General features: G+C 61.9%; 18 protein-coding genes and 4 tRNA genes. 21 read left to right on the plus strand and 1 reads right to left on the minus strand.

Annotated elements, in window-relative coordinates; genetic code table 11:
* The first annotated feature begins 45 nt into the window (after positions 1-45).
* From leuB to QK296_RS11500, 20 genes are all read left to right on the plus strand, one after another.
* On the plus strand, positions 46-1,128 hold the full coding sequence (leuB, locus tag QK296_RS11405; protein WP_047711406.1) for a 3-isopropylmalate dehydrogenase: 1,083 nt from the start codon (positions 46-48) through the stop codon (positions 1,126-1,128).
* Positions 1,129-1,192: 64 nt separating this feature from the next.
* Positions 1,193-2,305, plus strand: a complete 1,113-nt coding sequence (gene asd / locus QK296_RS11410) for an aspartate-semialdehyde dehydrogenase (protein ID WP_003192554.1) — start codon at positions 1,193-1,195, stop codon at positions 2,303-2,305.
* Between the two features lie 249 nt (positions 2,306-2,554).
* Positions 2,555-3,565: an aspartate-semialdehyde dehydrogenase gene (locus QK296_RS11415; protein WP_094773825.1), complete on the plus strand. Its 1,011-nt coding sequence runs from the start codon at positions 2,555-2,557 to the stop codon at positions 3,563-3,565.
* A gap of 161 nt (positions 3,566-3,726) precedes the next feature.
* Complete coding sequence (locus QK296_RS11420) at positions 3,727-6,261, plus strand: FimV/HubP family polar landmark protein (protein WP_282390926.1); 2,535 nt, start codon at positions 3,727-3,729, stop codon at positions 6,259-6,261.
* Between the two features lie 202 nt (positions 6,262-6,463).
* Positions 6,464-7,288 (plus strand): tRNA pseudouridine(38-40) synthase TruA, encoded by an 825-nt coding sequence (gene truA / locus QK296_RS11425; RefSeq protein ID WP_003192549.1) that lies wholly within the window; start codon positions 6,464-6,466, stop codon positions 7,286-7,288.
* 63 nt (positions 7,289-7,351) lie between these two features.
* On the plus strand, positions 7,352-7,984 hold the full coding sequence (locus QK296_RS11430; RefSeq protein WP_169856058.1) for a phosphoribosylanthranilate isomerase: 633 nt from the start codon (positions 7,352-7,354) through the stop codon (positions 7,982-7,984).
* A 245-nt stretch (positions 7,985-8,229) separates the two neighbouring features.
* Entirely contained in the window at positions 8,230-9,150 is a 921-nt protein-coding gene (gene accD / locus QK296_RS11435; protein ID WP_003192545.1) for an acetyl-CoA carboxylase, carboxyltransferase subunit beta, read from the plus strand.
* Entirely contained in the window at positions 9,147-10,454 is a 1,308-nt protein-coding gene (gene folC, locus QK296_RS11440; protein WP_169856059.1) for a bifunctional tetrahydrofolate synthase/dihydrofolate synthase, read from the plus strand. Before accD ends, folC begins: the two co-directional genes overlap by 4 nt.
* Complete coding sequence (locus QK296_RS11445; protein ID WP_003192540.1) at positions 10,438-11,094, plus strand: SPOR domain-containing protein; 657 nt, start codon at positions 10,438-10,440, stop codon at positions 11,092-11,094. Before folC ends, QK296_RS11445 begins: the two co-directional genes overlap by 17 nt.
* Positions 11,095-11,342: 248 nt before the next feature.
* Positions 11,343-11,900, plus strand: coding sequence for a CvpA family protein (locus tag QK296_RS11450; protein ID WP_003192538.1), 558 nt, complete (start codon positions 11,343-11,345; stop codon positions 11,898-11,900).
* 41 nt (positions 11,901-11,941) lie between these two features.
* Positions 11,942-13,447: an amidophosphoribosyltransferase gene (gene purF / locus QK296_RS11455; RefSeq protein ID WP_003192537.1), complete on the plus strand. Its 1,506-nt coding sequence runs from the start codon at positions 11,942-11,944 to the stop codon at positions 13,445-13,447.
* Between the two features lie 65 nt (positions 13,448-13,512).
* Entirely contained in the window at positions 13,513-14,724 is a 1,212-nt protein-coding gene (locus QK296_RS11460) for an O-succinylhomoserine sulfhydrylase (RefSeq protein WP_003192536.1), read from the plus strand.
* 11 nt (positions 14,725-14,735) lie between these two features.
* Positions 14,736-15,500: an SDR family oxidoreductase gene (locus QK296_RS11465; RefSeq protein WP_003192533.1), complete on the plus strand. Its 765-nt coding sequence runs from the start codon at positions 14,736-14,738 to the stop codon at positions 15,498-15,500.
* A gap of 108 nt (positions 15,501-15,608) precedes the next feature.
* Positions 15,609-15,684, plus strand: a tRNA-Val gene (locus QK296_RS11470).
* 55 nt (positions 15,685-15,739) lie between these two features.
* Positions 15,740-15,816, plus strand: a tRNA-Asp gene (locus QK296_RS11475).
* A 105-nt stretch (positions 15,817-15,921) separates the two neighbouring features.
* Positions 15,922-15,998: transfer RNA gene (locus QK296_RS11480), tRNA-Asp, on the plus strand.
* 388 nt (positions 15,999-16,386) lie between these two features.
* A complete protein-coding gene (locus QK296_RS11485; RefSeq protein WP_282390927.1) occupies positions 16,387-19,218 on the plus strand; it encodes a xanthine dehydrogenase family protein molybdopterin-binding subunit in 2,832 nt (943 codons plus the stop codon).
* Complete coding sequence (locus QK296_RS11490) at positions 19,211-19,750, plus strand: (2Fe-2S)-binding protein (RefSeq protein ID WP_003192529.1); 540 nt, start codon at positions 19,211-19,213, stop codon at positions 19,748-19,750. The genes QK296_RS11485 and QK296_RS11490 overlap by 8 nt, the downstream gene beginning before the upstream one ends.
* A 2-nt stretch (positions 19,751-19,752) precedes the next feature.
* A complete protein-coding gene (locus QK296_RS11495) occupies positions 19,753-20,988 on the plus strand; it encodes a cytochrome c (protein WP_094773828.1) in 1,236 nt (411 codons plus the stop codon).
* A 1-nt stretch (position 20,989) separates the two neighbouring features.
* The gene (locus QK296_RS11500; RefSeq protein ID WP_282390928.1) at positions 20,990-21,961 is read left to right on the plus strand and encodes an XdhC family protein; all 972 of its coding nucleotides are present in this window, start codon (positions 20,990-20,992) and stop codon (positions 21,959-21,961) included.
* 136 nt (positions 21,962-22,097) lie between these two features.
* Here the strand turns inward: QK296_RS11500 and QK296_RS11505 are convergent, their stop codons facing one another.
* Entirely contained in the window at positions 22,098-23,381 is a 1,284-nt protein-coding gene (locus QK296_RS11505; RefSeq protein ID WP_282390929.1) for an FAD-binding oxidoreductase, read from the minus strand.
* A 183-nt stretch (positions 23,382-23,564) separates the two neighbouring features.
* Between QK296_RS11505 and QK296_RS11510 the strand changes: the two genes are divergently transcribed.
* Positions 23,565-23,641 (plus strand) — tRNA-Val (locus QK296_RS11510).
* Positions 23,642-24,200 lie beyond the last annotated feature (559 nt).

A 24,200-nucleotide genomic window follows, 5' to 3' on the forward strand; every position in this document is an offset into this window, starting at 1 on the left:
TCCCGACCTGCCTGTGGGCGGGTCGCCCGATGAAATGAGGAAAGCATGAGCAAGCAGATTCTGATTCTCCCTGGCGACGGTATTGGTCCGGAAATCATGGCCGAAGCGGTCAAGGTCCTTGAGCTTGCCAACAGCAAGTACAGCCTGGGCTTCGAGCTGAGCCACGATGTGATCGGCGGCGCCGCCATCGACAAGCACGGCGTGCCCCTGGCCGACGAGACCCTCGACCGCGCCCGGGCTGCCGATGCCGTGCTGCTCGGCGCCGTGGGCGGGCCGAAATGGGACAAGATCGAACGTGACATCCGCCCTGAGCGCGGCCTGCTGAAAATCCGTGCGCAACTGGGCCTGTTCGGCAACCTGCGCCCGGCCATCCTCTACCCGCAACTGGCCGACGCGTCGAGCCTCAAGCCGGAAGTGGTGGCGGGCCTGGATATCCTCATCGTGCGCGAGCTGACCGGCGGTATCTACTTCGGCTCGCCACGGGGCGTGCGCGAGTTGGACAATGGCGAACGCCAGGCCTACGACACGCTGCCGTACAGCGAGAGCGAAATCCGCCGTATCGCCCGTGTCGGTTTCGACATGGCGCGCGTGCGCGGCAAAAAAGTCTGCTCGGTGGATAAAGCCAACGTGTTGGCTTCCAGCCAGCTGTGGCGTGAAATCGTCGAAGAAGTCGCCAAGGATTACCCGGACGTCGAACTGAGCCACATGTACGTCGACAACGCCGCCATGCAGCTGGTGCGTGCACCCAAGCAGTTCGACGTGATCGTCACCGACAACCTGTTCGGCGACATTCTGTCCGACCAGGCGTCGATGCTCACCGGTTCTATCGGCATGCTGCCGTCGGCATCCCTGGACACCAACAACAAAGGCATGTACGAGCCGTGCCACGGTTCGGCGCCAGACATCGCGGGGCAGGGCATTGCCAACCCGTTGGCGACGATTTTGTCGGTGTCGATGATGCTGCGTTACAGCTTCAACCTGGGCGATGCGGCGGACGCCATCGAGAAGGCCGTCAGCCTGGTGCTGGATCAGGGCTTGCGCACGGGCGATATCTGGTCCCAGGGTTGCACCAAGGTCGGGACGCAAGAAATGGGCGACGCAGTAGTCGCCGCGCTGCGGAATCTGTAATCTCTCGGGCCCGCTTGCAGTTGTTGCTGCAAGGCGGCCCACTTTTTAACAAGGTGTAGTTGCGATGAAACGTGTAGGTCTGATCGGTTGGCGCGGTATGGTCGGTTCCGTGCTCATGCAGCGGATGCTGGAAGAGCAGGATTTCGATCTTATTGAGCCGGTGTTTTTCACCACTTCGAACGTAGGTGGCCAAGGGCCGTCCGTGGGCAAGGATATTGCCCCGCTCAAGGATGCCTACAGCATTGAAGAGTTGAAGAGCCTCGACGTGATCCTGACCTGCCAGGGTGGCGACTACACCAGCGAAGTCTTCCCCAAGCTGCGCGAAGCCGGCTGGCAGGGTTACTGGATCGACGCCGCTTCGAGCCTGCGCATGCAGGATGACGCGGTGATCATCCTCGATCCGGTCAACCGCAAGGTCATCGATCAGCAACTGGACGCCGGCACCAAGAACTACGTGGGCGGCAACTGCACCGTGAGCCTGATGCTGATGGGCCTGGGTGGCCTGTTCGAAGCGGGCCTGGTGGAGTGGATGAGCGCCATGACCTATCAGGCGGCCTCCGGCGCCGGCGCGCAGAACATGCGTGAACTGATCAAGCAGATGGGCGCGACCCACGCCGCTGTCGCCGATCAACTGGCTGACCCGGCCAGTGCGATCCTCGATATCGACCGCCGTGTGGCCGAGGCCATGCGCAGCGACGCTTACCCGACCGAGAATTTTGGCGTGCCATTGGCCGGTAGCTTGATCCCGTGGATCGACAAGGAACTGCCTAACGGCCAGAGCCGCGAAGAGTGGAAGGCCCAGGCCGAAACCAACAAGATCCTGGGTCGCTTCAAGAACCCGATCCCGGTGGATGGTATCTGCGTGCGCATTGGCGCCATGCGTTGCCACAGCCAGGCACTGACCATCAAGCTGAACAAAGACGTGCCAATCGCCGATATCGAAGGGTTGATCAGCCAGCACAACCCATGGGTCAAGCTGGTGCCGAACAACCGCGATATCAGCATGCAGGAGCTGAGCCCGACCAAGGTCACCGGCACCCTGAATGTACCGGTGGGCCGCCTGCGCAAGCTGAACATGGGCAGTCAGTTCCTCGGCGCGTTCACCGTCGGCGACCAACTGCTGTGGGGCGCGGCTGAGCCGTTGCGTCGCATGTTGCGGATTTTGCTGGAGCGTTGATCGCTTGAAGCAATAACAGAAACCCGCGTTCTGGTGACAGGCGCGGGTTTTTTGTTGCCTTTGTGATCATTCCCACGCTCTGCGTGGGAATGCAGCTCTGGACGCTCTGCGTCTGCTTTAGAGGCGTGACGCGGAGCGTCACAGGAGGCGTTTCCACGCAGAGCGTGGGAACGATCAGGGGGGCTGTAATTGCCTCACCCTCTACCACCCGGTAAAGTGCCGCTCCCCCGTAATGCCCGAGGCAATCCCATGACCCAGACCTTTGAAATCGCCGTGATCGGCGCCACCGGTACCGTTGGCGAAACCCTGGTGCAGATTCTCGAAGAGCTGGAGTTCCCGGTGGGCACCTTGCACCTGCTGGCGGGCAGCAACTCGGCGGGGGCTTCGGTGCCGTTTCGGGGCAAGAACGTGCGGGTCAAAGAAGTCGACACGTTTGACTTCAGCAAGGTGCAGTTGGCGTTCTTCGCCGCAGGCCCAGCGGTGACCCTGAGTTTCGCCCCGCGTGCCACCGCCGCTGGCTGCGCGGTGATCGACTTGTCCGGCGCATTGCCCGCCGAGCAGGCGCCGCAAGTGGTACCGCAGGCCAACGCCCATGTGCTGAACGCGTTGAAAAAGCCTTTTCAACTCGGCAGCCCGAGCCCCTGTGCCACGTACCTCGCGGTGGTGCTGGCGCCCTTGCGCGGTGTGGTGGACATCCAGCGCGTCAGCGTCACCGCCAACCTGGCCATCTCTGCCCAGGGCCGCGAGGCCGTCAGCGAGTTGGCGCGCCAGACCGCCGAGCTGCTGAACGTACGCCCCCTGGAGCCGGCGTTCTTCGATCGGCAAGTGGCGTTCAACCTGCTGGCGCAAGTCGGCACGCCGGATGCCCAAGGTCATACCGCCCTGGAGAAACGTCTCGTCCACGAACTGCGCGCCGTGCTGGAAACACCTTTACTAAAGATTTCCGCCACCTGCGTTCAAGCCCCGGTGTTTTTCGGCGATAGCCTGACTGTGTCGCTGCAACTGGCCGCGCCGGTCGACCTGGCCGCGGTGAACCGCGCCCTCGAGGCTGCGCCGGGTATCGAGCTGGTCGAGGAGGGCGATTACCCCACGGCTGTAGGCGATGCCGTTGGCCAGGACGTGGTGTACGTAGGGCGAGTTCGCGCCGGTATCGACGACCCGGCGGAACTAAATCTTTGGCTGACGTCAGATAACGTACGCAAAGGCTCGGCCCTGAACGCCGTGGAGCTGGCGCAGTTGTTGATAAAAGGCCTTGTGTAAAAGATACTTGGCGGCAATTTGTAGATTGATTCTAACCAGGCGCTATGCTTGGTCCCAAGTGAAACACAAGCGCGTCGGTGACCTATCGGCTCGCCATGCCTAATGGCAGCGGTTACCAACCTTCTCGCAGGGCGGGAAGCGTTCAAACAAAGGATGAGGCTATGGTTCAAGTTCGCAAACTGGTGTTAGCAATAGCGGCCGCCTCGGCGCTGTCCTCCGGTATGGCGCAGGCGCTGCAACTTGGGGAGATGACCCTCAAGTCGAAGTTGAACCAGCCGCTGTCCGTGGAAATCGAATTGCGCGATGTGGGCGGCCTCACCGCGTCCGAGATCACCCCCAGCCTGGCGTCTGCCCAGGCCTTCGTGGACGCGGGTGTCGATCGCCAGGCGTTCCTCGATGACCTGACGTTCACCCCGGTGATCAACCCCGAAGGTCGCAGCGTGGTGCGCGTGACCTCCAGCAAGCCGCTGCCCGATTCCTATGTGCGCTTCCTCATGCAGGTGCAATGGCCCAATGGCCGTTTGATGCGTGATTACAGCGTGCTGCTCGACCCGGCCAAGTTCGACCAGCCGGCCCCGACGGCGAGCGCGCCGGCCAGTACCGCGCCAGCCAGTACCGCACCTGCCGCCAGCACGCCTGCCCAGCACACCACCACGTCCCGCGACACCTTGTGGGAAATTGCCGCAAAGAATCGCAATGGCGCCTCGGTCCAGCAAACGATGCTGGCCATCCAGGCGCTTAACCCGGATGCCTTTGTCGACGGCAATATCAACCGCCTGAAAACCGGCCAGGTCCTGCGCCTGCCGGACGCTACGCAAAGCACCGCCCTGGCGCAGCCGCAAGCGATCGCCGAAGTGAGCGCGCAGAACGCCGCCTGGCGCCAGGGCCGTCGTGGCCCGCAGAGCCAAGTGGCCGGCAAGCCACAGTTGGACGCGACCAAGCGCACCCAGGCCGGCAATGCGCCGTCGAGCACCCAGGCCAAGGACAATTTGAGCCTGGTGTCGGCCGAAGCCGCCAAGAAAGGTGGAAAGGGCACCGTCGGTGACAGCCGCGCCCTGAGCGACAAGCTGGCAATGACCCAGGAAGAGCTCGACACCACGCGGCGCGACAACGAAGAACTGAAAAGCCGTGCCGCCGACTTGCAAAGCCAGTTGGACAAGCTGCAAAAGCTGATCCAGCTCAAGAATGACCAGTTGGCTCGTTTGCAGGCGCAAACGGGTGAACCACAGACCGCCGCGATGCCCGCGCAGTTGCCGGGTGAACCTGCAGCTGAGCCGGCGGCCCCCGTTGCAACACCAGCGCCAGTGCCTGAACCGGCCAAGCCGGCTGCTGCGCCGGCCAGCACCGAAGGCAAGTTCAACGACCTGCTGACCAACCCGATTGTGCTCGGCATCCTTGGCGGTGCGGCCCTGTTGGTGGTGTTGCTGCTTCTGCTGCTGTGGGCACGCCATCGCAATGCTCGTCGCGAAGAAGAGAAGCATCTGCGCATGGCGCGGGCGTTGGCCGAAGAGCCTGAGTTCGTTTCCAATATCGATCAAGACCTGCCGCCTGACAGCTTCGAGGGTCTTGAAGTACCGCCGCCGAGCGTCAAGCTCGACACCGCAACGCCGCCAGCACCCGCGCCTGCATCGGTGGTTGAGACGGTTGTGGCACCGACGGTCGCCTCTGTGCTGGCGCCGTTGGCGGTTGCCGTGGCTCAGGAAAACGCCAGTGACGCCCTGGCCCAGGCCCAATCCCATATCGACCGTGGCCATCTGAACCAGGCGGCGGATGTGCTTGAACAAGCCATCAAGCGCGAGCCCAAGCGCAGCGACCTGCGTTTGAAGCTGATGGAAGTCTATGGCCTGCAGAACAACAAGGACGGGTTCGTTACCCAAGAGCGCCAGTTGGTGGCCAACGGTGAGAACCATGCCCAGGTCGAGCAGCTCAAGGCGCGTTTCCCGGCCATGGCCGTGTTGGCCGCGGGTGTCAGTGCCGCAGTGGCCGCCGCAGCCCTGGATGCGCAGTACGTCAAGGACCTGCTCGACGACAAGCCGACCCCAGCCCCGCAGGCAGATACCTTCGACACCGATTTCGACCTGAGCCTGGATGACCTGGAAGCTGCCTCGCCGGCCGAGATCGCGCAAGACCAGCAAACCTTTGAATCGCTGCTCAAACAACAGACCGAGCCCAAGGCCGATGCGCCGGACCTGTCGGACTTTGACCTGGACCTGCAGTTGGACCCGCCCGCGTCGCAATCCGATGACGACTTCCTGTCGGGCCTGGAAGGGCAGATCAAGGATGTACCGCCGGTAGAGCCGCCGACCCTGACGCCGGCTGCGCTGGACGAATTCGACCTCCCGGAAGACTTTGACCTGTCGCTGGCGGATGAGCCGAGCGCGCCTGCGGCCAAGTCCGATGCCTTCGCTTCGGAGCTGGACGACGTCAATGCTGAGCTGGATCGTTTGTCCCAGAGCCTGGAACATCCGCCGATCGGGCCTTCCTTCACGGCTGAAGATGCCGCGCTGGGCGCTGAGGATGAGCCAGAGTTCGATTTCCTCTCCGGCACCAATGAAGTGGCCACCAAGCTTGACCTGGCCCAGGCGTACATCGACATGGGCGATGCCGAAGGCGCGAAAGACATCCTGTCTGAAGTGCTGACCGAAGGCGACGAAGGTCAGCGTAGCGAAGCCAAGGAAATGCTCGGCCGAATCTAACGGCCGACGCAGAAAAATGTGGGGCTTGCTCGCGAATGCGGTGGTTCAACTGCTGATGTGCTGGATGATACGGCGCATTCGCGAGCAAGCCCGCTCCCACATTTAAAGTCCACTCATGCACCCTGACGCCCTATAATGCCCGCCTTTGCGCAACTCATCAGGCTCACAGTTCTTGGCAAATATAGATAACGCGGCTGCCGAAATGGCGGCCGCAGGCTTTTACCGCATCGCCCTGGGCGTGGAATACAAAGGCTCGCGCTATCGCGGCTGGCAGCGTCAGGCCTCCGGGGTGCTGACGGTGCAGGAAACCCTGGAAAATGCCCTGTCCAAAGTCGCCAACTCGCCGGTGTCGCTGATGTGTGCCGGGCGTACCGACGCTGGTGTACACGCGTGTGGCCAAGTGGTGCACTTCGACACCCAGGCCGAGCGTTCGATGAAGGCGTGGGTGATGGGGGCTAATATCAATTTGCCCCATGACGTCAGCGTCAGCTGGGCCAAGGTCATGCCGGCGCATTTCCACGCGCGTTTCAAGGCCATCGCCCGGCGTTACCGCTACGTGATCTACAACGATCAGATCCGCCCGGCGCACCTCAATGAAGAGATTACCTGGAACCACCGCCCGCTGGATGCCGAGCGCATGGCCGAAGCCGCGCAGCATCTGGTCGGGGTGCATGACTTCAGCGCCTTCCGTGCCGGCCAGTGCCAGGCCAAGTCGCCGATCAAGGAAGTCCACCACCTGCGGGTGACGCGGCACGGCAAGATGATCGTGCTGGATATCCGTGCCGGGGCCTTCCTGCATCATATGGTGCGCAATATCGCTGGGGTGCTGATGACCATCGGCACCGGTGAGCGCCCGGTGGAGTGGGCCAAGGAAGTGCTGGAAAGCCGCATTCGCCGCACGGGCGGGGTCACGGCGCATCCGTTCGGCCTGTATCTGGTGGATGTGGAGTACCGCGACGAGTTCGAACTGCCGGAACGCTTTATCGGGCCGCACTTCCTCACCGGTTTCAGCGAACTTGGCGGCTGACGCCCGGAAAAGCTTTTGTTACCATCCGGGACTTTCTCGGTCCAACCCTGAGGTTCCTACGACATGTCAGCCGTTCGCAGCAAGATTTGCGGGATTACCCGCATAGAAGACGCGCTGGCGGCAGTCGAAGCGGGGGCGGATGCCATTGGCCTGGTGTTTTATGCCAAGAGCCCACGGGCGGTGAATGTGCTGCAGGCGCGGGCGATCATCGCTGCGTTGCCGCCCTTCGTGACCACCGTGGGGCTGTTCGTCAACGCCAGCCGCTGTGAGCTCAACGAAACCCTGGATGCGGTGCCGCTGGATATGTTGCAGTTCCACGGCGACGAATCGCCAGTGGAATGCGAAAGCTATCAGCGCCCGTACATCAAGGCGTTGCGGGTCAAGGCCGGGGATGATATCGCCGCAGCCTGCGCCGCGTATGCCGGCGCTCGCGGGATTCTGCTGGACACCTACGTCGAAGGCGTACCCGGTGGTACGGGCGAGGCGTTTGACTGGTCGCTGATTCCCGAGGGTTTGAGCAAGCCAGTTATCCTCGCGGGTGGGCTCACCCCTGAGAACGTCCAGGCGGCCATCGAACAGGTCCGGCCGTATGCCGTGGACGTCAGCGGTGGGGTGGAACAGGGCAAGGGGATCAAGGACCCGAGCAAGATTCGCGCGTTCATGCAGGCCGTGCGCAACAGCAGGGGTGGGATGTGACGGCTGGCAGTCTGCCGCCGTCCATAACTACCACTGTGTAAAACAGCCCGGCGCCGCCTGTGGGTGGCCCGGAAACGAAGTGGCAACCCTGCGCTGGCAGGTTGTCTGGAAGGCTGAGGATACGGGCGGGAAATGGCAGGTCCAACGTCTGACCCCGTCCCGCCTGTGTCATCGCCACATATGAATTTAGCTCAAGGGCATACGCGGGGCTGTGTTCAAGCCACCGGTACTGGAGAAAAGAAAGCATGAGCAACTGGTTAGTAGACAAACTGATCCCTTCGATCATGCGTTCCGAGGTGAAGAAAAGCTCGGTTCCTGAAGGTCTGTGGCACAAATGCCCATCCTGCGACGCGGTGCTGTATCGCCCGGAGCTGGAAAAGACCCTGGACGTTTGCCCCAAGTGCAACCACCACATGCGTATTGGCGCACGCGCCCGTATCGACATCTTCCTGGATGCCGACGGCCGTAATGAGCTGGGCGCCGACCTGGAGCCGGTTGACCGTCTCAAGTTCCGCGACAGCAAGAAGTACAAGGACCGTCTGGTCGGCGCGCAGAAGCAGACCGGCGAGAAAGACGCGCTGATTTCGGTCAGCGGCAAGCTGCTGGGCATGCCAGTGGTGGTCTCGGCCTTCGAATTCTCCTTCATGGGCGGCTCCATGGGTGCCATCGTCGGTGAGCGCTTTGTTCGCGCTGCCAACTATGCCCTGGAAAACCGTTGCCCGATGATCTGCTTCGCCGCCTCTGGTGGTGCGCGTATGCAGGAAGCCCTGATTTCCCTGATGCAAATGGCCAAGACCTCGGCGGTACTGGCGCGTCTGCGTGAAGAAGGCATCCCGTTCATCTCCGTGCTGACCGACCCGGTCTACGGCGGCGTGTCCGCCAGCCTGGCGATGTTGGGCGATGTGATCGTTGGCGAGCCTAAAGCGCTGATCGGCTTTGCCGGCCCACGTGTGATCGAGCAGACCGTGCGGGAAAAACTGCCGGAAGGCTTCCAGCGCAGCGAGTTCCTGCTGGAGCACGGTGCGATCGACCTGATCATCCCGCGTGGCGAATTGCGCCCGCGCCTGGGCAGCCTGCTTGCGCAAATGATGGGCCTGCCGACGCCTGTGTACATCGCGCCTAAGGTCGAGCCGATCGTCGTGCCGCCGGTGCCTGCAAACCTATGACCCAACGAACCCTGGGCGAATGGCTCGCCTACCTTGAGCAGTTGCATCCGTCCGCCATCGACATGGGCCTGGAGCGCTCGCAACAGGTAGCGGCCCGCCTCGGGTTGGGCCAGCCGGCACCGCGTGTGATCACGGTGACCGGCACCAACGGCAAAGGCTCCACCTGTGCCTTTGTCGCCGCGCTGTTGCAGGCCCAGGGCCTCAAGGTCGGCGTGTACAGCTCGCCGCACCTGCTGCGCTACAACGAGCGGGTGCAGCTCAATGGCGTAGAGGCCACTGATGCCCAGCTGTGCGAAGCCTTTGCTGCGCTGGAGGCCGGGCGTGGCGACATCTCCCTGACCTATTTCGAGATGGGCACCCTGGCGGCGTTCTGGCTGTTCGAGCGTGCGCAACTGGATGTGGTCGTGCTGGAAGTCGGCCTCGGCGGGCGCCTGGATACGGTCAATGTGGTGGATGCCGACCTGGCCCTGGTGACCAGCATTGGTGTCGATCATGCTGACTACCTGGGCGATACCCGCGAATCGGTGTCTTTTGAAAAGGCCGGGATCTTCCGCCAGGGCCGTCCGGCGCTGTGCGGTGACCTGGATCCGCCGCAACCCTTGCTGGACAAGGCGCGCGAACTGGATTGCCCGTTCTACCTGCGCGGTCGCGAATTCACTCTGGACATCGGCGACACCCATTGGCAATGGCGTGGGCAGGATGCACGTGGCCAACGGGTAGAGCTGCTTGATTTACCGTTGCTGAACCTGCCGATGGAAAACGCCGCGCTCGCGCTGCAAGCCTATCTGCTGCTGGACCTGCCGTGGGATGCCGCGCAGATTGCCGCGACCTTGCTGGCAACCAAAGTGGTGGGGCGCCTGGATCGCCGAACCTTCGACTGGCAAGGCAAGCGCCTGAGCCTGATGTTGGATGTGGGCCATAACCCCCATGCTGCGCAGTACTTGGCTCAGCGTCTGGCGCGTACCCCGCCGTTGGAGCGTCGCCTGGCGGTGTTCGGGTTGTTGGTCGACAAGGACCTGGACGGCGTGGTTGCGCCACTGCTGGGCAGCGTCCAGTCTTGGGCTGTTGCGCCGCTGGATACGCCGCGCAGCCGTCCCGCCGCTGAGCTGGAAACTGCCTTGCAGAACCTTGGCGCGCCGGTGGCGTCGTATGCAAGCGTCACTGCGGCCCTGGAGGCGCAGTGTGCGGTAGCGACGGCCGAGGACGAAATCCTGTTGTTCGGATCATTTTATTGTGTTGCCGAGGCGCTTGAATGGCTGGCCCGGCGCTCCACGGAGGAAGCTGCACATGGCATTACTGGATAGCGCATACAAGCAGCGAATGGTCGGGGCCTTGGTGCTGGTGGCGTTGGCGGTAATCTTTCTGCCGATGCTGTTCTCCCGCCAGGACGAACAGCGCCAGGTGGTGGTTGAAGCCCCTGCCGCGCCCCAGGCACCGGTGGTGCCGCAGGTTCAGGTCGAGCCGGTGGTGGTGCCTGAGCCCCAGGCGTTGCCGCAAGAACCTGTGCCCACCGATGAAGACGTTGCCGCGCAAGAGGCGCCCTCGATGCCGGTGCAGCCGAGTGTCCCGGTGGTCAAGCCGACCCCGGCACCGGCCGTTGCTGCCAAGCCGGCCGCCCCTGCGCCAGTGCCCAAACCGGTAGCGCCGCAGCCTGCGGCACCGGGCAAGCCAGATGTGGGCCAGAGCCGCATCGACCCTAATGGCCTGCCGATCAGTTGGTCGATCCAACTGGCCAGCCTTGCCAACCGTGAAAGTGCTGACGCCCTGCAGAAAAAGCTGCGAGCCCAGGGCTATAACGCTTATATCCGCAGCGCCGACGGCAAGAACCGTGTGTTTGTCGGGCCGCTGATCGAGCGTGCCGAGGCAGATCGCCTGCGCGATCTGCTGGGTCGCCAGCAGAACCTCAACGGTTTCGTGGTGCGTTTCCAGCCCGAGCGCGGCTGAACAACCGCCGGCTTTGGCTGGTAAATGTGGGAGCTGGCTTGCCTGCGATGGCGGTGGTTCAATCGACAACGATGTCGAATGTGCCGCCCTCATCGCAGGCAAGCCAGCTCCCACATTGATTTATGGTGGGCTTGAAATGGCGTTCACACCGCCCAATCTATTGATTTGCAAAGCACCCGCAATCACCGCTTACCGATAGCCCGGCGCTCTGCTAAAATGCGCCGCCTTATCCGTACGTAGGCTGCACTGTGCCATTTACCTGGGTTGATTGGGCGATCGTTGCAATCGTCGCCATCTCCGCTTTGATCAGTCTAAGCCGCGGCTTCGTAAAAGAAGCACTGTCGTTGCTGACCTGGATCATCGCAGGAGTCGTAGCCTGGATGTTCGGTGGTTCGCTGTCGGTCTACCTGGCCGGGTACATAGAGACACCTTCGGCTCGCGTCATCGCGGGCTGCGCCATCATGTTCATCGCCACGCTGTTGGTGGGGGCAATGGTCAATTATCTTATTGGCGAGTTGATACGTGTCACCGGCCTTTCCGGGACCGATCGATTTCTCGGCATGGCCTTCGGGGCTGCGCGTGGCGCGCTGCTGGTGGTCGTGGCGGTCGGGCTGTTGAGCCTGGGGCCGGTACAGCAGGATTCGTGGTGGCAGGAGTCGGTACTCGTGCCAAAATTTCTATTGGTTGCAGACTGGTCCAAAAACCTCATATTGGGGTGGAGCAGTCAGTGGCTGGCCAGCGGAATCAGCGTACCCGCTGATCTTCCGTTCAAGGAACACCTCTTGCCGGCCAAAACGCCTCAGTAAGCTGTGTTCAGTCAAGATTCATTAAGTAGGGGTTGCGTCGCATGTGTGGCATCGTCGGTATCGTCGGTAAGTCGAACGTCAATCAGGCGCTGTATGACGCGCTAACCGTCCTCCAGCACCGCGGCCAGGACGCTGCCGGTATTGTGACCAGCCACGACGGCCGGTTATTCCTGCGCAAGGACAATGGCCTGGTGCGTGACGTGTTCCATCAGCGTCACATGCAGCGCCTCGTCGGGCACATGGGCATTGGTCATGTGCGTTACCCGACTGCCGGTAGCTCGACCTCGGCCGAAGCTCAACCGTTCTACGTCAACTCGCCTTACGGCATTACCTTGGCGCACAACGGTAACCTGACCAACGTTGAACAACTGGCCAAGGAGATCTACGAATCTGACCTGCGCCACGTCAACACCAGCTCCGATTCGGAAGTGCTGCTCAACGTGTTCGCCCACGAGCTGGCCCAGCGCGGCAAGCTGCAGCCGACCGAAGAAGACGTGTTCGCCGCCGTGATCGATGTGCACAACCGTTGCGTCGGTGGTTATGCGGTGGTGGCGATGATCACCGGTTACGGCATCGTCGGTTTCCGCGACCCCCACGGCATTCGCCCGATCGTGTTCGGCCAGCGTCACACCGACGAAGGCGTCGAGTACATGATCGCTTCTGAAAGCGTGTCCCTGGACGTGCTGGGCTTCACCCTGATCCGCGACCTGGCGCCGGGCGAAGCTGTCTACATCACTGAGGACGGCAAGCTGCACACCCGTCAGTGCGCCGTAGCGCCGAAACTCACCCCGTGCATCTTCGAACACGTCTACCTGGCGCGCCCGGATTCGATCATCGACGGCGTCTCGGTCTACAAGGCGCGCCTGCGCATGGGCGAGAAGCTGGCCGAGAAGATCCTGCGCGAGCGCCCCGAGCACGATATCGACGTGGTCATCCCGATCCCGGACACCAGCCGTACCGCTGCGCTGGAGCTGGCCAACCATTTGGGCGTCAAGTTCCGCGAAGGCTTCGTGAAGAACCGCTACATCGGCCGTACCTTCATCATGCCCGGCCAGGCGGCGCGCAAGAAGTCGGTACGCCAGAAGCTCAACGCCATTGAGCTCGAGTTCCGCGGCAAGAACGTGATGCTGGTGGATGACTCCATCGTGCGCGGCACCACCTGCAAGCAGATCATCCAGATGGCCCGCGAAGCCGGGGCGAAGAACGTGTACTTCTGTTCCGCCGCGCCTGCGGTGCGTTACCCGAACGTGTACGGTATCGACATGCCGAGCGCCCATGAGTTGATCGCGCATAACCGTTCGACCCAGGATGTGGCCGACCTGATCGGCGCCGACTGGCTGATCTACCAGGACCTGCCGGACCTGATCGAAGCGGTTGGCGGTGGCAAGATCAAGATCGAGCAGTTCGACTGCGCCGTGTTCGACGGCAAGTACGTGACCGGTGATGTCGACGAGGCCTACCTGAACAAGATCGAACAGGCGCGCAACGACTCGTCGAAGATCAAGACCCAGGCGGTCAGCGCGATCATCGATCTGTATAACAACTGAGTAAACACCGGCCCTGAGGGGCCGGTTTTGTATCTTAAATAAAGAATTGAATAAGGAGTCGCAGCATGAGTCAGGAATGGGATGCCGGTCGGTTGGACAGCGACCTCGATGGCGTAGCTTTCGATACCCTGGCTGTGCGCGCCGGCCAGCACCGTACCCCGGAAGGTGAACACGGCGACCCGATGTTCTTCACCTCCAGCTACGTGTTCCGTACTGCCGCCGATGCCGCTGCGCGCTTTGCCGGCGAAGTGCCGGGCAACGTGTATTCGCGCTACACCAACCCGACCGTGCGCGCGTTCGAAGAGCGTATCGCGGCCCTGGAAGGTGCCGAGCAGGCCGTGGCGACTGCCACCGGCATGGCGGCCATCCTGGCGGTGGTGATGAGCCTGTGCAGCGCCGGCGACCATGTGCTGGTATCGCGCAGCGTGTTCGGCTCGACCATCAGCCTGTTCGAAAAGTACTTCAAGCGTTTCGGTATTGAAGTGGACTACGTACCCCTGGCGGACCTGTCCGGTTGGGAGGCGGCCATCAAGGCCAATACCAAGCTGTTGTTCGTCGAATCGCCGTCCAACCCGCTCGCTGAGCTGGTGGACATCGCTGCGCTGTCCGAAGTCGCGCATGCCAAAGGCGCGATGCTGGTGGTGGACAACTGCTTCTGCACCCCGGCCTTGCAGCAGCCGCTGAAGCTGGGTGCGGACATCGTGGTGCACTCGGCAACCAAGTTCATCGACGGCCAGGGCCGTTGCATGGGCGGCGTGGTGGCTGGTCGCAGCGAGCAGATGAAGGAAGTGGTGGGCTTTCTGCGCACCGCTGGCCCGACCCTGAGCCCGTTCAACGCCTGGATCTTCCTCAAAGGCCTGGAAACCCTCAGCCTGCGCATGAAAGCCCATTGCGCCAACGCCCAAGCCCTGGCCGAGTGGCTGGAACAACAGGACGGTATCGAGAAGGTGCATTACGCCGGCCTCAAGAGCCACCCGCAACACGCCTTGGCCCAGCGCCAGCAGCGTGGTTTCGGTGCGGTGGTGAGTTTCGAAGTGAAGGGCGGCAAAGACGGCGCCTGGCGCTTTATCGACGCGACGCGCTTGATCTCCATTACCGCCAACCTGGGTGACAGCAAGACCACCATCACCCACCCGAGCACCACCTCCCACGGGCGCCTGGCGCCGCAGGAGCGTGAAGCGGCCGGCATCCGTGACAGCCTGATCCGCATTGCGGTGGGTCTGGAAGACATTGCCGACTTGCAGGCAGACCTGGCCCGCGGGCTGGCGGCCTTGTGATCGAGTGGTCCATGGAGGCCGCAGCGGCCAGTAACGGGCGCGTGGCGTTGGTGACGGGCGCGGCGCGGGGCATTGGCCTCGGGATTGCCGCGTGGCTGATCAGTGAAGGCTGGCAGGTGGTGCTGACCGACCTGGACCGCGAGCGCGGTGCCAAGGTGTCCAAGGTGCTGGGCGACAATGCCTGGTTTATCACCATGGACGTGGCCGACGAGAAGCAAGTGGCCCAGGGTGTCGCCGAGGTGCTGGGGCAGTTCGGGCGCCTGGACGCGCTGGTTTGCAATGCGGCGGTGGCCGACCCGCGCAATATCACCCTGGAAAGCCTCGACCTGGCGTACTGGAATCGCGTGCTGGCGGTCAACCTCAGCGGGCCGATGCTGTTGGCCAAGCACTGCGCGCCTTACCTGCGTGCCCATGGCGGTGCCATCGTCAACCTGGCCTCGACCCGGGCGCGTCAATCCGAGCCTGACACCGAAGCCTATGCGGCCAGCAAAGGTGGGCTGTTGGCCCTGACCCACGCCCTGGCCATGAGCCTTGGGCCGGAAGTGCGGGTCAATGCGGTCAGCCCTGGCTGGATCGACGCACGTGACCCGGCTGCACGGCGTGCAGAACCGCTCACCGACGCCGATCATGCCCAGCATCCGGCGGGCAGGGTGGGGACGGTGGAGGACGTGGCGGCGATGGTGGCCTGGTTGCTGTCACGCCAGGCCGGGTTCGTCACCGGGCAAGAGTTCGTGGTGGACGGCGGCATGAGCAAGAAGATGATTTACAGCGAGTAGGGCCGGTAGCCGTCTTGAAGTCATTTTTGTCTTTTTCAGAAAAACTTCAAGCAGGCTATTGACTTAGGTCCGCTACCTGCGTAAATTTCGCGGCCTCAACGAAGCAAAGGGTGATTAGCTCAGCTGGGAGAGCATCTGCCTTACAAGCAGAGGGTCGGCGGTTCGATCCCGTCATCACCCACCACTTCTTGAGAGTTTTGCCCTCGGGCAAGACGCAACGTTAAAGGTTGCACCGACGCGCAGCGGTAGTTCAGTCGGTTAGAATACCGGCCTGTCACGCCGGGGGTCGCGGGTTCGAGTCCCGTCCGCTGCGCCATATTTTCCAGGTTCGATGTGTCGGGCTTGAGATTGAACAGCCAAGGCTGATCAGTCAGATGTTTAAAGGTGGTTGAGGGTTCATGCTCAATCAGCCAAGCGATACGCAGCGGTAGTTCAGTCGGTTAGAATACCGGCCTGTCACGCCGGGGGTCGCGGGTTCGAGTCCCGTCCGCTGCGCCATATCTGCCTCAAGGCCCACTGAACGCCTTGAAGCACAAGGAAAGCCACTGGCTCACCTTGATCCGATAGCAAAGACCCTGGTCGAAAGACCGGGGTTTTTTGTGTCTGGGGGTTTGAAAAAAACCTCATCTTCTTCGCTACCACCAGCGCTCATTATCGGCAAACGGCCGACAGATCATTTCGATTCTGTCGGCCGTTTTGCGTTCTTGTGTCAAAAAATTTCAATGTGGTTATTTGCCGCAGGCGCAGAAACCTTTAAAGTTAACCCTTCGGTCAACTTTGCACTGTCATCATGGCCTTTTGATTCGTCGAGAAAGGCTTCTGCAAGTCTCCAGATTCGGTGTACTTAACCATAAGGGCGGATTTATAACCGCTCAGAGGATGATCCATGTCCAACCGTGAAATAACCCGGCGCTCGTTCCTCCAGGGCGGGCTGGTGGCGGGTGTGAGTGTCACGCTCACGCCGCTCAGCACCCAGGCGCTGGCTGCCTTGATGGAAAACAGCGTGACCGTGCCGTCTGAAAAGTGGCTCGGCCACAACGGCAAGGCGCGCCAGCGTAACGATGCCTTGTCGAAAGTCTGCGGCAGCAAGGTGTTTGCCCGCGACATCCGTTCCAAGGACATGCCGGGCTGGCCCCAGCAGCAAGGTCACGCCATGTTGCTTAAAACCATCAAGGCCGACCACATCTACGCGGGCTACGACCTGTCGTGGCTTGGCGCCGATCTGCAGCCGGACCGTATTGTCACCGCTGCCGACCTGGACAAGGACGGTATCGTCTTCCCGGAAGAGCATGCGCCGGACCCGTTGCTGCCCGAGGGTAAAGTGCCGATGTTCATCGGTCACCCGGTGGCGATCCTGATCTGGAACGACTTCGAGCGTTTCCGTCAGGCCAAGAACAAGCTCAAGTTCAATGACAAGGCGATTCGTTACGGCGCCAAAGTGCCGTATTACGAAGGCGACCCCTACGGCAGCTTCCGCTATGTGCGCGTGGGTGGCGCGACCTCGGCCGATGAAGACGAATTCGCCAGTCTCAAGGATTCGATCCTGTTCCCGATGCTGAAAAACCGTCGCCCGGTGTGGAATTCCCAGCCAAACCTGCACGGCAACCTGACCGAGCGCGGGTTGTTCTACGCCGAGCGCATGAAGAGCCAGATCAGCACGCCGCCGGACAACTGGCTGGTGTTTGACGAGCGCTACAAAACCCCATCGATCGAACCGGCCGCCATGGAGCCGGACAACGGCAACGGTTGGTACGATCCGGCGACCAAGACCCTGCACTTTGTGGTGGCCACCCAGTGCCCATTGGAAGTGGCGACCGAGACCGCCAAGATGATCTCGCCGTCGCGCTTCGGCCTGGCCCACTTGAACATGCACCCGGGTTACACCGTGGGGTACGGCTCCAAAGACCACAATATCTTCGTCTACTACGCCGCCCTTGCTGCGTTGTATGGCGCTGGCGTGCCGGTGCGTCTGGCCAACGACCGTTACGAGCAATTCCAGAGCGGCATCAAGCGTCACCCGTTCGATATTCGCTATCAATTGGCGGTCGACAAAAACGACCACAGTTTCAAAATTTTCCTCGCCGACATGAGCGTCGACGGCGGTGGCCGGATCAACTACAGCCCATCGGTGGCTGCGGTCGGCGCCACGGCGGCGCAGTCGATCTACTACATGCCGCAGAACGACCTGCAAGTGACCGCGTACCACTCCCGTGGCGTTGAAGCCGGTTCGATGCGTGGCTACGGCACCCTGCAAAGCATGGCGGCGACCGAAATGATGGTCGACGAAATCGCCGGGCGCCTGGGTGTGGATGCCATTGAGCTGCGGCGCAAGAACGCACTGCGTTCGGGCATGAAGAACACCCAGGGCGCGATCCCTGCCGGTGCGTTGCGCCTGCACGAAATTCTCGACAAGGCCGCTGTGCACGACGTGTGGAAAAACCGCGACGCGATCAAGCAACAGCGCGAAGCCGCAGACCCGGATAACTGGTATGGCGTCGGTTTTGCCATCTGCCAGAAAGACTTCGGCACCGGTTCCGAAGCGCCGATGGCCAGTGTTGAATTCAGCGCTGACGGCCGCATCAGCCTGCGCCACATCGGCATCGAAATCGGCACCGGCATGTCCACTTCGCAATCGCTGGTGGTCGCCGATTTCCTCGGCAGCCCGGCCCACGAAGTAAAAACTGGCGAAACAGAGTGGCAGGAAATGCAGCTGGTCACCGGCGGCAACCCCTACACCATGAGCCAGGCCGAGCAGGACACCCTGCTGCGCAACCCGCGTTGGGTGGGCAAGCTCGCTTCGGCGTCTTCGGCGACCAACTCGGCGTACTACTTCAGCCATGCCACCCGTGAAGCGGCGCGTGTGCTGTTCAACCACGGCCTGTGGCCAGCGGCGCTGGAGATCTGGCGCCAGGGCCCGTTTGGCGGCCAGGCCAACCCCTATGTGGTGCGCCGCGAAGACGCGCATTGGGTCGACGGCAAGCTCACCGCCAACGGCATGCAGCCGTTGAGCTTTGAAGAGCTGGCCAAGCGTGCTCACGAGCGCGGCCTGGTCACCGCTGCCACGGTCCACGGGTTTAACCGCTGGAGCTGGGCCGAGGCTGAGTACAGCATCGACGGCGTGCGCGAGCGCCTGCCGCTCGACGGTCTGGCGGTGAAATACGGCGACGGCGCACCGAAAGCCAAGCAGGCGCTGATGAACACTGCCGGTTTCCACCTGCTCGATCGTCAGAACGTCAGCTATCCCGCCACCCAGTTGAACAACGCTGCGGTGACGTACTACAGCCCCGTCGCCACGTTGGTCGAGTTGAAGGTCAACAAGGGTTCGGCACAGGTCGAAGTGCTCAATCACCATTCGTGGATCGAGTGTGGTCGGGTGCTGGTTGAAGAATTGGTCAAGGGCCAGCTCGAAGGCGGTGTGGCCATGGGCATCGGTCACGCCTTGATGGAAGAAATGCCGCTGTACGAAGGCGGGCCGGGGGAGGGTGACTGGAACTTCAACCGCTACCGCCTGCCAATGGCGCGTCACGTTGCCGTGTGGAAACAGACCTCGGAGATTCTGCCGGCGCTGTCGCCGAGCGACCCGTCCAAAGGTATCGCTGAGGTGGTGATGATCCCGATTGTCGGGGCCATCGGTAATGCGGTGGCGCACGCCATCGGTAAACGTGTTCGCGACCTGCCAATCACGGCTGCCCGCATCAAGGAGGCCCTCAATGGCTAACCGTCCGCTTCAACTGACCCTCAATGGTCAATCCGTCGGCCCGGTGGACATCCCTGATGACCTGCCGATGATCGACTACCTGCACGAGTACAAGAACCTCACCGGCTCGCGGTTGGGCTGCGGCCAAGGCATTTGCCACGCCTGCGTGGTGATCGTCGATAACCCGGACGGCACCAGCGAAGAAGTGCGCACCTGCATCACCGGCGCGCACTACTTTGAAGGCAAAAAAGTACGCACCATCGAAGGCCATGCCAAGCGCGACGAGGCGGGCCAGGTCACTGAGCTGAACCCGATCCAGCAGCGCTTCGTGGATGAGTTCGCCTTTCAGTGCAGCTATTGCGCACCAGGCTTCGTCAACGCGGCCACGGTGTTGGTGGAGAAACTGCAACGCCAGCCGACCGTGCACAGCAAGCTGGAACAAGTCATCGAGGACAGCCTCGGTCATCACGTCTGCCGTTGTACCGGGTACGTGCGTTATTACAACGCCACCCGCAACGTGCTGACCGATCTCGGCCTGGTCAAGGAGGGTTAAGCATGAAGCTTTTTCTGACCCGCCTGGCCTTGGCGGTTGGCCTGGCCGCGCCGGTATTGTTTGCCCACGCTGATGATCAAGCCAAGCGCGGCGAATACCTCGCCCGCGCCGCCGACTGCATGGCCTGCCACACGGCACCGGGCGGCGCGCCGTTTGCGGGCGGCCTGCCGATTGTCTCGCCGTTCGGCACCATCTACGGCACCAACATCACGCCAAGCAAGGAACACGGCATCGGCTTGTACAACGATGATGAGTTCTTCGCCGCGTTGACTGAAGGCAAGCGTCGCGACGGCGCGTACTTGTACCCGGCGATGCCCTACACCTCGTACCACCTGATGCCGCGTGAAGACTCGGACGCGATTCATGCGTACCTCAAGACCATCGAGCCGATCGAGCGCGCAGCGCCGGTGACGAGCCTGAGCTTTCCGTTCAACGTGCGCCTGGGCCTGATGGGCTGGAACGTGTTGTACGGCAAAGCGCTGAAACTGGAACCGGCGCAAGGCAAGAGCGAAGCCTGGAAGCGCGGCCAATACATGGTCGAAGTGCTCGGTCACTGCGGCGAATGCCACACGCCACGCGGCCTGCCCGGCGCGATGGAGCTGGACAAGCGCCTGACCGGCGGCATCCTCAATGGCTATCTGGCGCCCAGCCTGCTCGCCACGGACCTGGCCGCACGCGGCTGGAATGAACAGGACCTGAGCACCTTCCTCAAGCACGGCATGAGCGCTCAAGGCTCGATGTTCAACGAGATGTTCCCGGTGTTTCACAACAGCACCCAGGGCCTGAGCGATGCGGACCTGGCCGCGATGGCGACCTTCCTGCTCGGCGATAAACCGCCGGCAGCCAAGGCGTTGGTCGAAGTGCCGGTGGAGCAACTTGGCCCGAGCGCTCAGCGCGGCCGCCAGGAATACCTGAACGTCTGTGCCGGTTGCCATGCGGCAGGTGGCGAAGGCAAGCCGCACATCGCGGTGGCGATGCGCGGCAACACCACGCTGCGGCTGGAAGACCCGCGCAACCTGGTACGGGTGATTGAGGACGGGATCGGCGAGCAGAAGTTCTCCGGGTTCGAACACATGCAACCGATGCCGGGCTTCGCTGGAAAACTCAGCTCGGAGCAACTCACCGATCTGATCAATTACCTGCGCCAAGGCTGGGGCGGGCAATCGGCGGAGCTGGCGGTAAGCGACGTGCAGAAGCTGCAGGCTGAGGCGCCGTCCATCGAGCACAAGGCGCACTGACATGCAGCATCTGGATCTGCAGGTGATACGACGGGCGCTGGAGTGGTCGGTGGCCGGGCAGCGCATCTGGCTCTGTACGGTGCTGGCCACCTACGGCTCGGCGCCGCGGGCGCCGGGTTCGCTGCTGGCGGTGAACGCCGCTGGGCAGTGGATTGGGTCGTTGTCGGGTGGTTGCGTCGAGGAAGACTTTCTCGAGCGCGTCGCCGAAGGTGCGTTTCTCGATGCGGTCAACGTGGTGCGCTATGGCGCAGGGGACGATCCGCGCTCGCGGGTCAGCCTGCCCTGTGGCGGTATTCTCGATGTCTTGGTTGAGAAGCTCGAGCCTGACTGCGAGGTGCAGGCGCACCTGCGTGAAGTGGAGTCGGCGCTGCTCGGGCAGCGCCGCTTGATTCGCGAGGTGTACCTGGCCAGCGGGGCGCACAGCCTGTTTGCTGACCGCGAGCAGGGCGCGCGCATCGAGCGTGACAGTGACCGGGTGCGCATCCGTGTTGGTGCGGCTCAGCGTTTGTTGCTGGCCGGGTACTCCAGCGTGGCGCAGGCATGTGCCGAGTTTGCAGTTGGCCTAGGGTTCGAAGTGATTCTCTGCGACCCCTGCGATGAAGTGCTCGAAGGCGTGGTGCTCAATGGCGTGGAGATTCGTCGCCAGTTGCCGTCGGTGTTTATTGCCGACGGTGGCTGTCACCGTGATACGGCGGTGGTGGCGCTGACCCATGACCCGCGTATCGACGATCTGGCGATGATGGAAGCGGTGCGTACCGACGCGTTCTACATTGGCGTGATGGGGTCGTTGCAGACCTCGCAGAAGCGCTTTGAGCGACTGCGCCGTATCGGTGGGTTAGGGGAGGCTGAATTGGCGCGGATACACGCACCCATCGGGCTTAACCTGGGCAGCAGGACGCCATCGGAAATCGCGCTGGCAGTATTGGCCGATATCGTGCGGATTCGCAGCGGGATTGCTCGCGACCAGCTCTGAAGTGCATCTTTGCTTAAAGGCGCGTTGTAATGTGGCGAGGGAGCTTGTTCCCGCTGGAGTGCGTAGCACTCCCAGGCTTTTGGGGCCGCTTCGCAGCCCAGCGGGAGCAAGCTCCCTCGCCACAGGTTGCCTGTGTTTACATCCCGAATTTATCTCGCAACCCGTAGTACCAAGCCCCCAGTGCCGCAAACGGCGTGCGCAACATTTGCCCACCCGGGAACGGGTAATGCGGCAAACCCGCAAACGCATCAAAACGCTCTGCCTGACCCCGCAAGGCCTCTGCCAGTACTTTGCCTGCCAGGTGCGTGTACGTCACGCCATGGCCGCTACAGCCCTGGGAGTAATAGATGTTGTCACCCAGGCGACCGACCTGCGGCAAACGCGACAGGGTCAGCAGGAAATTGCCAGTCCAGGCGTAGTCGATCTTCACGTTCTTCAGTTGCGGAAATGCCTTGAGCATTTTCGGCCGGATGATCGCTTCGATATTCGCCGGGTCTCGTGCGCCATACACCACGCCGCCGCCGAAGATCAGGCGCTTGTCGCTGGTGAGGCGGTAGTAGTCGAGCAGGTAGTTGCAGTCCTCGACACAATAATCCTGGGGCAACAGCGTCTTGGCCACTTCATCGCCCAGTGGCGCCGTGGTGATCACTTGGGTGCCGCACGGCATCGACTTGGCCGCCAGCTCCGGCACCAGATTGCCCAGGTAAGCGTTGCCCGCGACGATAATGAACTTGGCCCTGACCCTGCCTTCAGCGGTGTGCACCACCGGATTGGCACCGCGCTCAATGCGCACCGCTGCCGATTGCTCATAGATCGTGCCGCCCAGGGATTCCACGGCCGCGGCTTCACCGAGCGCCAGGTTGAGCGGGTGGATATGACCGCCGCTCATGTCCAGCAGGCCGCCCACATAGTTGTCACAGGCCACCACTTCGCGGATGCGGTGCTCGTCCAACAACTCCAGTTGCGTATGGCCGTAGCGCTCCCACAGGCGCTTCTGCGACTCCAAGTGGCCCATGTGCTTGCTATTGAGGGCGGCGAACACGCCGCCGTCCTTCAAGTCGCACTGGATCTGATACTTGGCCACGCGCTCACGGATGATCCTGCCGCCTTCAAACGCCATCTGCCCCAACAACTGCGCCTGCTGAGGCCCGACACTGCGCTCGATCACATCGATATCGCGGCTGTAACTGTTGACGATCTGCCCACCGTTGCGGCCCGAAGCACCAAAACCCACCTTGGCGGCTTCCAGCACCGTGACGCGAAAGCCGTTCTCCAGCAAAAACAGCGCACTGGAAAGCCCGGTATAGCCAGCCCCGATCACGCACACATCGGTCTCGACTTCACCTTGCAGCACAGGACGGGGCGGGACTTCATTCGCAGAAGCGGCGTAATACGACTGGGGGTAGGGGGTGTTCGCCATCCTGGAACCTCTGTTTTATATTTTTTACGAGTGCGCCGATCCTACCTGAGTTGAAAATTGCCTGCCAGCCACCCGGAAATCACGGGTGTACCCGACGCAAATAAAAATTCGCATATTCATAGGGTTAGCTGAAAAAAAGATGTTGACACCCCTTCGGAATTCCGTAGAATGCCGCCTCACAGCAGGCACGTAGCTCAGTTGGTTAGAGCACCACCTTGACATGGTGGGGGTCGTTGGTTCGAGTCCAATCGCGCCTACCAAACAAAATCCGCTCTGCTGGGCGGTCTAGAAGGGCTCACCGAAAGGTGGGCCCTTTTTTGTTGTCTGCAATTTGGGCACAGCAAAGCCAAGACGCCTGGCGGTGTCCTTTCAGGGCTTGAAAGTCCAATCAGGCGAACAGCGTCGCCACCGCCAGCAGGCAAATTACCTGGGCGAACAGTTGGCAGCGTATTTCGCCAAGCGTGGTCGCCATATTACTCATTTGTCCGGCATACATAGCGGGAACCCCTCATTGTCGGCGTGACGCCGTGAATGAACTGCAAGTACACACAGCTGCATCGTGGAGTATAGGTGCTGATCAGGAATTTTCACTTCCGACGCTATAGCGAGCTCACCCACACGATTTGTCCAAAAAAACTGGGCTCAATTTCTTCCAGGCACCGTACCGCACAGTGTCATCCCCCCACAAAAATTATTGGTTTGCAGCAACAATTTTTCTTGTTGGACACCCCCGGCCCCAGGCAGCAAAGTTGCCGCCACTGACGCTCGACCTTCCAGGTCAACAATAAAAAAACCGAGCCGACTGCACGCCACTTTCAA

The organism is Pseudomonas sp. AL10 (genome assembly GCF_029960685.1).
GTDB lineage: Bacteria > Pseudomonadota > Gammaproteobacteria > Pseudomonadales > Pseudomonadaceae > Aquipseudomonas > Aquipseudomonas lactis.